12 protein-coding genes are annotated in these 14,462 nt (G+C 68.1%); 6 read left to right on the top strand and 6 right to left on the bottom strand.

Annotated features, from left to right (window positions below; genetic code table 11):
- Positions 1–162: 162 nt before the first annotated feature.
- The 6 genes from AC1RUS_RS20230 (at position 163) to AC1RUS_RS20205 (ending at position 5,550) form a co-directional block, all read left to right on the top strand.
- On the top strand, positions 163–1,368 hold the full coding sequence (locus AC1RUS_RS20230; RefSeq protein ID WP_492918396.1) for an acyl-CoA dehydrogenase family protein: 1,206 nt from the start codon (positions 163–165) through the stop codon (positions 1,366–1,368).
- A 3-nt stretch (positions 1,369–1,371) separates the two neighbouring features.
- Complete coding sequence (locus AC1RUS_RS20225; protein ID WP_492918394.1) at positions 1,372–1,983, top strand: 2-hydroxychromene-2-carboxylate isomerase; 612 nt, start codon at positions 1,372–1,374, stop codon at positions 1,981–1,983.
- A gap of 1 nt (position 1,984) precedes the next feature.
- Positions 1,985–3,118 (top strand): acyl-CoA dehydrogenase family protein, encoded by a 1,134-nt coding sequence (locus AC1RUS_RS20220; RefSeq protein WP_492918393.1) that lies wholly within the window; start codon positions 1,985–1,987, stop codon positions 3,116–3,118.
- Between the two features lie 93 nt (positions 3,119–3,211).
- A complete protein-coding gene (locus tag AC1RUS_RS20215) occupies positions 3,212–3,892 on the top strand; it encodes an SH3 domain-containing protein (protein ID WP_492918392.1) in 681 nt (226 codons plus the stop codon).
- Between the two features lie 155 nt (positions 3,893–4,047).
- A complete protein-coding gene (locus AC1RUS_RS20210; protein WP_492918390.1) occupies positions 4,048–4,545 on the top strand; it encodes a pyridoxamine 5'-phosphate oxidase family protein in 498 nt (165 codons plus the stop codon).
- A gap of 309 nt (positions 4,546–4,854) precedes the next feature.
- Positions 4,855–5,550 (top strand): Crp/Fnr family transcriptional regulator, encoded by a 696-nt coding sequence (locus AC1RUS_RS20205; RefSeq protein ID WP_492918389.1) that lies wholly within the window; start codon positions 4,855–4,857, stop codon positions 5,548–5,550.
- Here AC1RUS_RS20205 and pyk read toward each other — a convergent pair.
- From pyk to pgl, 6 genes are all read right to left on the bottom strand, one after another.
- Complete coding sequence (pyk, locus tag AC1RUS_RS20200; RefSeq protein ID WP_492918387.1) at positions 5,547–6,977, bottom strand: pyruvate kinase; 1,431 nt, start codon at positions 6,975–6,977, stop codon at positions 5,547–5,549. The two genes, AC1RUS_RS20205 and pyk, sit on opposite strands and share 4 nt — an antisense overlap.
- Before the next feature lie 22 nt (positions 6,978–6,999).
- Entirely contained in the window at positions 7,000–9,468 is a 2,469-nt protein-coding gene (locus tag AC1RUS_RS20195; RefSeq protein WP_492918386.1) for a glycoside hydrolase family 3 protein, read from the bottom strand.
- A 273-nt stretch (positions 9,469–9,741) separates the two neighbouring features.
- On the bottom strand, positions 9,742–10,764 hold the full coding sequence (locus tag AC1RUS_RS20190; RefSeq protein WP_492918384.1) for a LacI family DNA-binding transcriptional regulator: 1,023 nt from the start codon (positions 10,762–10,764) through the stop codon (positions 9,742–9,744).
- Positions 10,765–10,949: 185 nt separating this feature from the next.
- A complete protein-coding gene (gene glk, locus AC1RUS_RS20185; RefSeq protein WP_492918383.1) occupies positions 10,950–11,939 on the bottom strand; it encodes a glucokinase in 990 nt (329 codons plus the stop codon).
- Positions 11,940–11,952: 13 nt separating this feature from the next.
- The gene (gene edd / locus AC1RUS_RS20180; protein WP_492918381.1) at positions 11,953–13,764 is read right to left on the bottom strand and encodes a phosphogluconate dehydratase; all 1,812 of its coding nucleotides are present in this window, start codon (positions 13,762–13,764) and stop codon (positions 11,953–11,955) included.
- 5 nt (positions 13,765–13,769) lie between these two features.
- Entirely contained in the window at positions 13,770–14,462 is a 693-nt protein-coding gene (gene pgl, locus AC1RUS_RS20175; protein ID WP_492918380.1) for a 6-phosphogluconolactonase, read from the bottom strand.

Raw genomic sequence — 14,462 nt, 5'->3', positions numbered from 1 at the left:
CCCACGGTTGTCCTTTCTATACGCCGGAACCGGCGATCGGGTCGCGCGCCTTGCGATAAACGAACGTTTGAATCGACTTGCCCACCGCGCCGCGTCGCGTACTCTGGCAAGGAGCGACGCCGAAGAGACGTCGAAGATGAAGATCCCAAGGGAGAGACGACCATGGCCGACTTCGGGGGAACCGAGCTCGACACGTTCCGCGCCGAGACCCGCGCCTGGCTGGAGACCAACTATCCCAAATCGCTGAACGCGCCGATGGGCGAGGACGACGCGCCCTGGGGCGGCAAGAAGGCGGTCTGGAAGAACCCCGACGCCAAGCTTTGGCTGGACCGCATGGGCGAGCGCGGCTGGACCGCCCCGACCTGGCCCAAGGAGTATGGCGGCGGCGGGCTCTCCAAGGAGCAGGCCAAGGTGCTGGAGCAGGAGCTGCGCCGCCTCAAGGCTCGCCCGGCCCTGATGAGCTTCGGGATCTGGATGCTGGGTCCGGTGCTGCTGGAATACGCCACCGAGGAGCAGAAGAAGCGCTTCCTGCCGGAGATCGTGCGCGGCGAGACCCGCTGGTGCCAGGGCTATTCGGAGCCCGGCGCGGGCTCGGATCTCGCGAGCTTGCAAACCAAGTGCAAGGACAAGGGCGACCATTATCTGATCAACGGCCAGAAGGTGTGGACCAGCTACGCCGACCAGGCCGACTGGATCTTCTGCCTGGTGCGCACCGACACGACCAAGAAGCACGAGGGCATCTCTTTCGTGCTGTTCGACATGACCACGCCCGGCGTCGAGGCCCGTCCGATCAAGCTGATCAGCGGCTCTTCGCCGTTCTGCGAGACCTTCTTCGACAATGTGAAGGTCCCCAAGGAGCAGCTGGTCGGCAAGCTGAACGGCGGCTGGGACATCGCCAAGCGCCTCCTCCAGTACGAGCGCCAGAATATCTCCGCCTCGGGCTTTGGCGGCGGCGGCGGGCTGGACCTCGTGGACGTGGCCAAGAAGGAGGTCGGCGTCGACTCGAAAGGCAAGCTGGACGACGGCGACCTGCGCGCCCGCATCTCGGCCCACCGCATGGACGCCCACGCCTTCATGCTGACCGTGCGCCGCGCCGAGCAGGAGTCCAAGACCGGCAAGGGCCCCAGCGCCGCCGTCTCGATCATCAAATACGCCGCCGCCAAGATGAATCAGGAACGCTACGAGCTGATGGTCGAGGCCATGGGCCTGCAGGGCCTGGGCTGGGAGGGCGAAGGCTTCACCAAGGACGAGCTGACGGTCACGCGCGGCATGCTGCGCTCGAAGGGCAACTCGATCGAGGGCGGCACCAGCGAGGTCAACCTCAACGTCGTGGCCAAGCGCGTGCTCGGCCTGCTGGACCACCAGTAGCCGATGCTGACTTTCTGGTACGAGTTCGCCTCGACCTACTCCTATCCGGCGGCCATGCGCGTCGAGCGTCTGGCCGCCGAGGCGGGGGTGGCCGTCGCGTGGCGGCCCCTGATCATCGGGCCGTTGTTCCACGAGCAGCAGGGCCTGACCGACAGCCCGTTCAACACCTATCCGGTCAAGGGCGCCTATATGTGGCGCGACATGGAGCGGATCTGCGATCGCGAGGGCCTGCCGCTGGTTCGTCCCAGCCAGTTCCCGCGCAACGGCCTGCTCGCGGCGCGGATCGCCATCGTCGGGCTGGAGGACGGCTGGACGCCGGCCTTCAGCCAGGCGGTCTACCAGGCCAATTTCGTCGATGACCTGGACATCAGCGATCCCGCCGTTCTGGCGCCGCTGATCGAGGCCGTCGGCGCGGGTCCGGACCACGTCCTGGCAGCCGCCCAGAGCGATACAGTCAAGGCCAGGCTGAAAGACCACGTCGCCGAGGCTCGCCGCCAGGGCGTGTTCGGCGCGCCCAGTTTCGTCACCGCCGACGGCGAGCTCTTCTGGGGCAACGACCGTCTCGAACAGGCCCTCGACTGGGCCGTCCAACATCAATCGAGGGAGCACGCCTGACATGGCCGTCCTGACCGAAGAACAGAGCATGCTACGCGACGCGGCCAAGGGCTGGACCACCGACAGCGCCCCCGTCGGAGCGCTGCGCAAACTGCGCGACGGCAAGTCCGGCGCGAGCTTCGACCCCGCCGCCTGGTCCGAGATGGGCCAGATGGGATGGGCGGGCGTGATCGTGCCCGAAGAGCACAACGGTTCGGCCTTCGGCTATCTGGGCCTGGGCCTGGTGCTGGAAGAGACCGGTCGCAACCTGGTCGCCTCCCCCCTGCTGTCGACCGCCCTGATCTCGGCCTCGGCGCTGACCCTTGCGGGCACGGACGCCCAGAAGGCGGCCTGGCTGGACAAGATCGCCCTGGGCGACGCGGTCGCCACCCTGGCGATCGACGAGCACTCGCACCATGCGCCGCTGAAGACCGCGCTCTCCGCGACCCAGTCCGGCGACGGGTTCGTGCTGAACGGCGAGAAGACCTTCGTCATCGACGGCGAGGCCGCCGACCTGCTGATCGTCGCGGCCCGCACCAGCGGCCAACCGGGCGACAGCGACGGCCTGACCGTGTTCCTCGTCGCTGGCGACGCGGCCGGCGTCACCCGCACCCACCTGGCGCTGGCCGACTCGCGCGGCGCGGCCAGGATCATCTTCGCGGACGTGAAGGTCGGAGCCGACGCCGTGCTGGGCGAGGTCGACAAGGGCTGGGCGGTGCTCGAGCCTGTTCTGGACCGCGCCTATATCGGTCTGGCCGCGGAGATGCTGGGCACGGCCAATGCCGCCTTCGATATCACGCTGGAGTACCTGAAGACCCGCACACAGTTCGGTCAGGTGATCGGCACGTTCCAGGCCTTACAACATCGCGCGGCCAAGTGGTTCACCGACCTGGAGACCACCCGCTCTTGCGTCGAGGCCGCCCTGGAAGCCCTGGACGCCGGCGGCGACACCCGCGCCCTGGCTTCGCTGTCAAAGGCCAAGGCCAGCGAGGTTCTGCACCTGGCCTCCAACGAGATGGTCCAGATGCACGGGGGCATCGGCATGACCGACGCTCATGACGCGGGCCTCTACATGAAGCGCGCGCGGGTGGCCGAGGCCCTGTTCGGCGGCGCGTCGTTCCACCGCGATCGCTACGCCAGCCTGCAAGGCTTCTGATCTGATCCAACCCGCCCATCCCCCCTGAACAGGGGATGGGCGGCCTCAAGCGCCCCAAATACCGTCGTTCAGCAACGACCGGGGAGCTGAACCATGAACACCACCACAAAGCAGATCATCACGGGCCTGGCGCTGATCGGCGCGATGACGGCGGCCGGCCAGGCCGGCGCTCAGGGTCTGCAGATCACCACGCCGATGGACGGAGCGATGAGCTGCGAGCAGCTCACCGGCGAGATCGCACGCATGGAGCAGGCCATGGGCGCGGCCAACGCCACCATGGCCAGCGCCGACGGCACGGCGCGCGCCGCCAATCTGGGAGCCACCATCGGGGTCGAGGCGGCCCTGCGCAGCGGCGCCCTCGCCCGCATGCCGGGCCTGGGCCGGTTCGCCGCCATGGCCTCCAACGCCGCCCAGACCGCCGCCGCCAACAAGGCCCAGGAAGGCGCCCAGGCCATCCAGATCGCCCAGCAGCGCCGCGCGATCATGGCCGGCCTCTATCAGGGCAAGGGCTGCGGCGCGACGCCGGCGATCACGCCCGCTTCGATGTCGGTGACCACCACGACCACCGCCTCTTCCGGCTCGCCGGCCGCGCTGTCGGCCACCCAGGACGTGCCGCTGCGCGCCTCGGCCGCGCCGACGGCGGCGATCGTCGGCAATGTGAAGAACGGCGGCGCGCTCTATCCGACCGGGGCCCGCAACGGCGTGTGGATGGAAGTCGACGACGAAAACGGCGCGCGCGGCTGGATGTCCTCGGCCTTCGCCAAGCCGCGCTAACGCCCTCGAGGTTTGCTCCGGACTGGCCCGCCCAGGGCGGAGCAAGCGCGCATGGCGGGTCCGATCCTACCCCGGATATCGGACCTGGAGCGTCGGAACCACCGCCTTCGCTATCGGTTCTTCCCTGCGATTCCCCAATCGCAAGGAAGAACCCCATGCCAGACGTCAATGACGACACGGCCGAGCGCCGCCTGTGGAAAGAGATCGAGCAGACGCGCTTCGGCATGCTCGGCCTCGCCGACGCCCGCCAGCACTTCCAGCCGATGACCGCCTTCGCCGAACCCGATGAGGGCGCGATCTGGTTCTTCATCCGCAACGACGCCGACCTGACCACCGCCGTCGGCAACGGCGAAGACCAGGCCATGTTCGTCGTGCAGTCCAAGGATCAGGATTTCCAGGCCTGCGTCGGCGGCGCGCTGACCGAAGCGCGCGACCAAAGCCGCATCGATCGCTACTGGAACCCGATGGTCGCCGCCTGGTACCCGGACGGCAAGGACGACCCGAACCTGACCCTGCTGCGCTTCGACGTCGCCGACGCCGAGGTGTGGATCTCCAAGGGCGGCGCGGTGCGCCTGGCCTGGGAGATCGCCAAGGCCAACATCAGCGGTTCGATCCCCGACGTGGGCACGCAAAAGCATCTCGACCTGAACTGATCGACCGACGCATCGGTCCGTCCAGAGGCCGCTCGACCTTGGGTCGGGCGGCCTTTCGAATGTCTGGAGTCCAGCCTCTGCTTCTCAATGATTTGGCTACACAGGCAATATTAGTCGGGAAGTCGACATAGTGGCAAAAGATGTAATCTTCGAGGCAACAGATGCCTCGCCTCAACCGATCTGAATTTACCTTCGAGTCAACTGGATTGTGTCGGCTACTCGACGGCGCCAGCGAAGCTTCCAACCTATAGCTTGCAACCCTTGCCGTGGAGACGGCGTTCGATTCCCATGACAGGGCCAAAGCACCCCTTGAAGAACCGTCTGCTCCTGGCGCTGCCATTCGACGAATTCGCACTGCTGTCGCCTCACCTCTCGCCTGTCGAGCTGGAGCGCGGACGTTTGCTCTACGATCCGGGCGATCGGATCGAGACCGTCTATTTCCCGCATGACGGCGTGATCTCTCTGATGACGTTGATGGAGAACGGCGCGGCGATCGAGTGCGCCGCCATCGGCCGCGAAGGCGCGCTGGGGATCATGGCGGCCGTCGCCCCGCGGCAGTCTCTGAGCCGCGCCATCGTCCAGGCGCCGGGCATGGCCTCGCGCATCGGCGCGAACCTGCTGCACGACCTCAGCCCTCGCGCGCCGGTGTTGCGCGGCCTGATCGACCGCCACAACGAGGCGCTGTTCGGCCATGCGATCCAATCGGTGGCCTGCAACGCGCTGCACGCCGTCGAGGCGCGCTTTTGCCGCTGGTTGCTCTCGTTCCGGGATCGGATCGACGCCGACACGGTGCAGCTGACGCAGGAATTCCTGGCCGACATGCTGGGCGTTCAGCGCACGACGGTCACCGCCGTCGCCGGTTCGCTGCAGGCCAAGGGCCTTATCCGCTATCGGCGCGGCGTGGTCGACATCCTCGACCGCGCGGGCCTGGAGGCGATGACCTGCGAGTGCTACGGCGCGGTCAGGCGCGGCTACGAACGGCTGTTGCCGACGCCCTTCGCCTAGCGCTTGCGCACCGGCAGGGGCGCGTGGGCCAGCCGCAGCAGGTTGGCCGCGCCAGGCGCGCCGAACGGAGTTCCGGCCACAACCAACAGCCGCTCGCCCGGTCCGACCAGACCCAGTTCGAGCGCTTTGGTCGAGGCGTCGGTCGTGACCACCTCCAGGCTGTCGGGCTGAGCGCTGACGCGCGGCTCCACGCCCCAGACCAGGGTCATGCGGCGCACGGCGTTGATCTGCGGCGACAGCGCCAGGACCGGCTGCAACGGCCGCTCGCGCGACAGCCGCCGCGCCGTCGCGCCGGTCGTCGTGAACGCCACGAGGCACTTGGTCGAGCCAGCCTTGGCCGCGCCGGCGGCGGCCACCACCAGCACGTCGGCGTCATCGTCGTCGTGGTTCTGCTCGGCCTGCATCAACTCGGGCCAGCGCGGATCGCGCTCCACCCGCTCGATGATGCGGTTCATCATCGACACGGCCTCTTCGGGATAGTCGCCGGCCGCGGACTCCGCCGACAGCATGACCGCGTCGGCGCCCTCATAGACGGCGTTGGCGACGTCGGAAGCCTCGGCCCGGGTCGGGGTCGGCGAGTTGGTCATGGATTCCAGCATCTGGGTGGCGACGATCACTGGGATGCCGCGCTCACGCGCCGCCCGCAGGATCACCTTCTGGGCCACCGGCACTTCTTCGGGAGCCATTTCGACGCCAAGGTCGCCGCGCGCGACCATGACGCCATCGCACAGGTCCATGATCGCACCCAGGCATTGCAGGGCCTGCGGTTTCTCGATCTTGGCCAGCACGGCGGCGCGGCCTTCGACGATGCGGCGCAGCTCGGCCATGTCTTCCGGAGCCTGCACGAACGACAGGGCCACCCAGTCGACGCCCAGGCGCAGGGCGAAGGCCAGGTCCTCGCGGTCCTTCGGCGTCAGGGGCGACATCGGAATGACAACGTCGGGCACGGCCACGCCCTTGCGCTCGGACAGCTTGCCGCCGTTGACCACAGTGGTGTCGGCATAGCCAGGGCCGGCCTCGGTCACGACCATCCGCAGCTTGCCGTCGTCCAGCAGCAGGGTCGCGCCAGGGCGCATGGCCGTCAGGATCTCGGGGTGCGGCAGGTGCACGCGGGTTTCGTCGCCCGGCGTCGGATCGGCGTCGAAGCGGAACGCCTGACCGGCCTGGAGCTGCACCGGACCGTTAGCGAACTTACCGACGCGCAGCTTGGGGCCTTGCAGGTCGGCCAGGATGCCCAATGGCCGCCCGACCACAGCCTCGGCCGCGCGGATGGCGGCATAGACGGCGGCGTGAGTCTCGTGCGCGCCGTGGCTGAAGTTCAGGCGGAAGACATCGGCGCCGGCCTTGGCCAGGGTGATGATCATCTCCGGCGAGCTCGAGGCCGGACCGATGGTGGCGACGATGCGGGAACGACGCGCGCGGATCATGCGGCCGCTCCTTGCTGTTGAACTATGGCGCGGGGCAGACGGCGTCGCCCTCGTTGGAGGCCAGCCGGATTTCGGTGAAGGCCAGAGCAAATCGTCCGGAGGTCGACAGGGCGAACGGGGACGAAATGTGCGCCATATCCGCGCCCTTCGCCTTGAAACAGGACAATTTGATCTTGGCCGTACGCCATTCGCCGATTTTCGCGCCTGAGAAAGTTGACGTTACGTCTATCCCCGCCCCGCAGGATTCGCCACAGGCGATCGCCAGGGTAACCGGTTTCTCCGGGGTCGCGTCGACCCGGTAGCGGAGCATCACCGCCATGTCGCCGGTGGTCTGGCGAGACAGGTCGACGGGCTGCCCCAGGACAGACAACGCGCCTTGCCCCTGCCCGCTCCACTCGGCCAGGCGAGCGTTTTCCTGGGCGCCCGCGTCGATCGGCTTGACCGACAGCGCGCCGCCCACGTTCAGCGTCCAGGGCGGCGGCGCGCGGCCGGCGATGAAGTAGCGGTCGACGTTCACCGCCGCCGAAACCACGCCGGCGTCTTCGGACAGCAAACCGACCTTGGCCGGCTTGGCGTAGCTGAGGCCATAGCCATAGGCGAACTGCGGATCATAGCCGGCGTCGCCGCGATTGAGCGGAACCTGGTTGGCGCGCTTGGGCCAGGAATAGGAGAGCTTGCCGGTGAAGTCGTTGCGCGGCTTGCCGGCCTTGTCCCCAACCAGCACGTCGGCCACCCCGCCGCCTTCGCTGCCAGGCAGCCACGCCGCGACGAAGGCGTCGGCCGCGTTGATCTCGGGATTGGTCCACAGCGGACGGCCGCTCAAGAACACCGCCACCACCGGCACGCCCTGGGCCTTGAGCTTCTTCAGGAGCGCCAGGTCGGTCTTGTCGCCCGGCTGGTATTCCAGGTTGGTGACGTCGCCTTGGAACTCTGCATACGGATTTTCCCCGAACACCACGACCGCGACGTCGGGCTTGGTCTTGAACGCGCCGTCCACGGCGAGCTCGGCGGAGCCCCCGCCGGCCTTCACGGCCTCGGCGATGCCGGCATAGATCGATTGGCCATGCGGGAAGTCGCTGTTCTTGTTGCCCGTGCCTTGCCAGGTCAGAGTCCAGCCGCCGGCCTGCTTGCCGATGTCGTCGGCGCCGTCGCCGGCCACCAGCACGCGGGCCGAACTCTTGATCGGCAGAACGCCCTGGTTCTTCAGCAACACCAGCGACTTGCGCACCGCCTCGCGGGCGACGGCCCGGTGCTCGGGCGCGCCCAGCAGCTCGAACCTGCCTTCCAGCGGACGCTTGTCGGCGAAGAGACCCGCCTTGACCTTGACCCGCAGCACGCGGCGCACGGCGTCGTCGATCCGCGCCATCGGGATCACGCCAGCCTTGACCTGGGCCAAGGTGTTGTCGAACAGGCCCTTCCAGCTGTCGGGCGCCATGACCATGTCCATGCCGGCGTTGAAGGCCTGCGGACAGTTGGTGTTTGTGCAGCCCTCGACCTGGCCGTGAGCGTTCCAGTCGCCGACGACGAAGCCCTGGAAGCCCATCTTCCCCTTCAGCACGTCGGTCTGCAGGCTCTTGTTGCCAGTGTGCTTGACGCCGTTCCAACTTGAGAACGACACCATCACCGTCAGGATGCCGGCGTCGATGGCGGGCGGATAGCCCTGGGCGTGCAGGCGGATGAGGTCCTGTTCCGAGATCTGAGCGTCGCCCTGGTCCTTGCCGTCATGCGTACCGCCGTCAGCCAGGAAGTGCTTGGCCGAGCCGACGACGTGGTTGGAAGCCAGGGGCTGGCCAGCCTTCAGCACGCCTTGCAGCCCCAGGGTCATCGGACCGGAGAACGCCTTTACGACCTCAGGATCCTCGGCATAGCCCTCATAGGCTCGGCCCCAGCGCTCGTCGCGCGGGACAGCGACGGTGGGGCCGAAGGTCCAGTCGGCGCCGGTCGAGGCGACCTCGGCGGCCGTCGCCTCGCCGATGCGGCGGATCAGGTCGGGATCACGCGTCGCGCCCAGGCCGACATTGTGCGGGAAGATCGTCGCGCCCACGACGTTGTTGTGGCCGTGGACAGCGTCGATGCCGAAGATGATCGGGATGGCGGTGTGACCCTCGCGCTTCTCCAGCGCCACGGCGCGATAGGCCTTGATCCACTCCACCCAGCGGGCGGCGGCGGCGCGGTCATTGCCGTCGGGCGCGGTGTTGCCGCCGGCCTCCACCGAGCCCAGCGGATAGTGGCGCAGCTCGTCCGGCGTGATCGACGCGCCATCGGCCTGAATGGTCTGGCCGACCTTCTCCTCCAGGCTCATCTTGCTCATCAACTCGGTAATGAAGGCCTCGGTCTTGGCGTCGGTGATGGTCGCCGGGCTGGCCGCCTTGGGCCACAGCTCCGGATGCGCCACCGCGGACGGCACCTGGGCGAAGGCCGCTCCAGCGAGGCTTCCGGCCGCTAGAAGGGCGAGAACCGAGGCATGGGCGAGGCGGCGGCGAGCGAGCATTGATCTTCCCGTTGAGCAGCGGGCGGTCACGAGACCGCAAATGAAAAGGCTCGACGCGGCGGATGCAGGCTCACCGCGTCGAGAAGACGAATTCGCCCGTCCCGTCCTCTCGGACAGGCTGCCGCGCGAACGCGGCGAGGCGTGAAAATGAGGTCGAGAACTCCAGCTTCCTCCCGACGTCGCCTCACGGGCGCCGTTCTTGGTTGGTAGGATGACAACGCAATCAGACAGCGCTGTCAACCAAGGACCTTCGCTGCGCCTTGCGAGGGCCGGCTAGGCGGGCGCCTTGCCGGTGGACTCGCGGATGACCAGTTGGAAATCCAACAGCTTGGACGGCGGGGTTTCACCGTCCTCCCAGTCGACGCCGGTCAGCAGCATGTCGGCCGCCGCCCCCGCCATGGCGGCGATCGGCTGGCGCACGGTGGTCAGCTGCGGCCAGGTGATCTTGGCGCCGGGCGTGTCGTCGAAGCCGGCGATCGACAGGGCTTCGGGCACGTTCAGGCGCAGGCGATTGGCCACCGCCATGACGCCCAGCGCCATGTCGTCATTGCTGGCGAACACGGCTGTCGGCCGGTCGTCGCTGCTGAGCAAGCGCTCGGCGGCGTCGAAGCCGGAGCGGAACGAGAAATGCCCCTGCTCGACCCGCTCGGGCCGCACCGCCAGGCCGCTGTCGGCCATGGCGTCCATGAAACCCTTGTGGCGCAGGTGCGACGCGCCGTGGTCGGGATGGCCGATAATGAAGCCGATATCGCGATGGCCCAGCGCGATCAGGTGCTTGGTCATCTCATAGGCCGCCAGCCGGTCATCCATGCCGACCCAGGCTGAACGATCCAGATCCAGCCCCGGCGCGATGCGCACATAGGGCACTTCCTCACGGTCCAGCGCCGCCAGCACCACGGGATGGTCGCAGACCGGCGAGGTCAGGATCACCCCGTCCATGCGCAGGTTGGCGAGCATCGGCCCGACCTGCTCCTCGACGTTCTCGGCCGCCGAATCCAGCGGCTCGACGATCAGGTGGTAGCCCTCCTCGCGGCAACGCGCGATCGCGCCCAACTGGACGTCGGTGATATAGCCGGGACTGGGATTGTCGAAGAAGACGCCGATCAGATAGGCCTTCGAGCCCGCCAGGCTGCGCGCCGAGACATTGGGACGATAGTTCAGCGCCGCCACGGCCGCCTGCACCCGGTCGCGGGTGTCGGCCTTGACGTTGGGCTCGCGGTTGAGGACCCGGGAGACGGTCTTGATCGACACGCCGGACTGGCGCGCGACATCGTGGATCGTGATCTTCGAACTCAATTCCGCCCCTCGCGCTTAGAGCCCTTTGGAAGGGGCTCTAATCATCTTTGGAGCGTGGCAGGCGCCGAAACCGGCATCCACTTTCGGCTGCCACGCTCTCACCGATTCCTTCGGCTTGGGACGCAATAAGCCATGACAGCCTTGTCATGGCGAGCCCTTCCGCTCTCGTCGACAGGACGCCCGCCTCAGGAGATCGAGGCGCGGCCTTCCGGCGTCAGCGCCACCGCCGCCCCGATCAGGGCGGTGTGGGGATGCAGGATCACGTGGGTCGGGATCGCCTGCATGTAGTCGACGAAGCGGCCCTTGGCCTCGAACCGCTCGCGGAACGGCCCCTTTTCCAGCAGGTCGATGATCTTGGGACCGATACCGCCGGCGATGAACACGCCGCCGCGCGCGCCCAGGGCCAGGGCGATGTCGCCGGCCGTGGAGCCCAGCACGGCGCAGAAGCGGTTCACGGTCGACAGGCTGTCGGCGCAGCCCTCCAAGGCGCGATCGGTGATCTGCTTGGCTTCGAGCGGTTCGACCTCGCGACCTTCGGCGTCGCCCAAGGCGGCGTGCAGGTCTTCCATGCCGGGTCCCGACAGGATGCGTTCGACCGAGACGCGGCCGTACTTCTTGGCCAGCAGGCGCAGCACCTCGATCTCGACCTCGTCGGTGGGCGCAAAGGCGATATGGCCGCCCTCTGTGGTCAGCGGGGTGTCGACGCCATGGCGGCGCGCCATGCCAGCGACGCCGAAGCCGGTGCCGGGGCCGAGGATCGCCAGATCCCCTTCGCCCGAGGTCGGCAGCGGACCGATCTGGCGCAGATCCTTGGGCGACAGGCGCGGCGCGGCCAGGGCCTGAGCCGTGAAGTCGTTGATCAGCTTGGCCGACCGGAAACCGCCCGCGCGACGCAGGCTGTCTTCCGAGATCCGCCAGTTCAGATTGGTCATGTGGACCGAGCCGTGCTCGATCGGCCCCGCGACGGCGACCACCGCCTGGTCGGGATGGCGTACGCCCACCTTCTGCAGGTAGTGCTCGATGGCGTCTTCGGCGCCGTCGTAGTCCTCGCCCTTATAGGCGGTCGGCTCGATCAGGCGCGGATCGGGCCCGTCGAATTCCACCAGGGCGAAACGCGCATTGGTTCCGCCGATGTCGCCGACCAGGCCAAGCCCGCCGCCATTCAAGCCGCTCATCTATTCCGCTTCCTCAAGCAAACAGGACCGACGCGCCGTGGTCGGCGGGGCCGACCCCCGCGCGCATCCAGCCGAACAATTCCCGCCCAAAGCCCGGCTTGGACGCCGGGACGTTAGCTGGGGTGCGAGCGCGAAGGATCGCCTCGTCCACCAGCACTTTCAGATCGCCATTGGTGGCGTCGACCGTGATCAGGTCGCCATCCTGGACGTAGGCCAGCAGGCCGCCCTTTGCCGCTTCCGGCGTGACGTGGATCGCCGCCGGGGTCTTGCCCGACGCGCCCGACATGCGGCCGTCGGTGACCAGGGCCACCTTGAAACCGCGGTCCAGCAGCACCGAGATCGACGGCGACAGGTTGTGCAGTTCGGGCATGCCGTTGGCGGCCGGCCCCTGGAACCGCATCACCACCACGACGTCGCGGTCGAGTTCGCCGCGCTTGAAGGCGGCGATGAAGTCTTCCTGCTCCTGGAACACTGCCGCCGGGGCGGTGATGACGTGATGCTCGGGCTTCACGGCCGAGATCTTCATCACGCCGCGACCGATATTGCCGCCCAGCATGCGCAGGCCGCCCTCGGGGCTGAAGGCGTCGGAGACCGGGCGGACGATGGCGGTGTCCAGCGACTCCGCCGCGCCGTCGCGCCAGCTCAACTCGCCGTCCACAAGGACCGGCTCCTGAGTGTAGCGCGACAGGCCGGGGCCGGCGATGGTCAGGACGTCATCGTGCGCCAGGCCCGCTTTCAGCAGTTCGCGGATCACGAAAGCCATGCCACCGGCGGCCTGGAAGTGGTTCACGTCGGCCGAGCCATTGGGATAGACGCGGGCCAGCAGCGGCGTGGCCTTGGAGATCTCGTCGAGGTCTTCCAGGGTCAGGATCACGCCCGCCGCATGCGCCATGGCGACCAGATGCAGCGCCAGATTGGTCGAGCCGCCGGTGGCCATCAGACCGACCACGCCGTTGACGACCGACTTCTCGTCGATCATCCGGCCGACCGGGATGAACTCGTTGCCCTTGTTGGTCACGGCGGCGGCGCGGCGCGCGGCTTCCTTGACAAGAGCTTCGCGCAGCGGCGTGTTCGGATGCACGAAGGCCGAGCCGGGCAGATGGAAGCCCATCAGCTCCATCAGCATCTGGTTAGTGTTGGCCGTGCCATAGAAGGTGCAGGTGCCGGGCCCATGATAGCTGGCGCTCTCGGCCTCCAGCAGTTCGGCGCGGCCGACCTTGCCCTCGGCGTAGAGCGCGCGGATGCGGGCCTTTTCCGAATTTGGCAGGCCCGAGGTCATCGGACCGGCCGGCACGAACAGCGCCGGCAGGTGGCTGAAGGTCAGGGCGCCGATCACCAGGCCCGGCACGATCTTGTCGCAGACGCCCAGATAGAGCGCGCTGTCGAAGGCGTCATGGGTCAGGGCGATGCCCGTGGCCATGGCGATGACGTCGCGCGAGAACAGCGAAAGCTCCATGCCCGGACGGCCCTGGGTGACGCCATCGCACATGGCGGGCACACCGCCGGCGAACTGGGCGGTGGCCCCGACCTCGCGGGCGGCGGCCTTGATCAGCGCCGGATACTCTTCCAGCGGCTGATGGGCCGACAGCATGTCGTTATAGGCCGAGACGATGCCGATATTCGGCGCGTTCGGGTCCAGGGCCCGCACCTTGTCGACGCCTGGCGAGGCGGCGAAGGCGTGGGCCCAGTTGGCGCACGACAGCTTGGCGCGGCCCGGCTGGTTGGCGATCGCGCTTTCCATGTTGGCCAGGTAGGTCGCGCGGCTTTCGCGGCTGCGCTCGATGATCCGGGCCGTGACCTTGGCGATGATGGGATTGAGGCTCATGACGCTTACTCCGCCCACAGGATGCGGACCTTGGCGCGGTCCTGTTTGAGAATGGCGGCGACCGGCAGGGCCGGATCGACGGTCCCTTCCAGCAGCGCCTTCTTGGCCTGGCCCGTCACCAGCAGCACGATCAGCGCGGCGTTGGTCAGGGCCTTGAAGGTGAGGCTGAGGCGCGGCACGTCCGGCGCGGGGGCGCCCGCCGGGACGGCCAACACCAGGCGCTCGGACGCGGGGTCCAGGCCTCGGGCCAGCACCGGCGAGCCGGGAAACAGCGAGGCGAAGTGGCCGTCGGGGCCGACGCCTAGCAGCACCGCGCCGAACGGCGCGGCGGTCGCCACACCGACCTCGGCTTGCAGCGCCGCTTCGTCCTGGCTGACGCCGTCGACATAGAGCGGCGCGAAGGCGGCCTTGGCGGCCTCGCCCACCAGCAGGTGACGGCGCACCAGCCCTTCGTTGCTGGCCTCGTGCGACGGCGGCACCCAGCGGTCGTCGGTCAGGGTGACAGTGACCTTGTCCCAAGGCGCGACCATCTTGGCCAGGCGATCATAGACCGGCGCCGGCGTGGTGCCGCCGGTGGCCGCGAAGCCCGTCTCGCCGTGCGTGGCGACCGCCGTTGTCAGCGCCGCCACCAAGACCGAGGCGGCGGCGCCATAGAGGTCCTCTCGCGAAGCGAAGGTCTCGACCTTGGGCTGGGCCAT

This window comes from Caulobacter sp. GW821-FHT10F06 (assembly GCF_058809215.1).
This window is presented reverse-complemented; position numbering and strand designations above follow the sequence as displayed.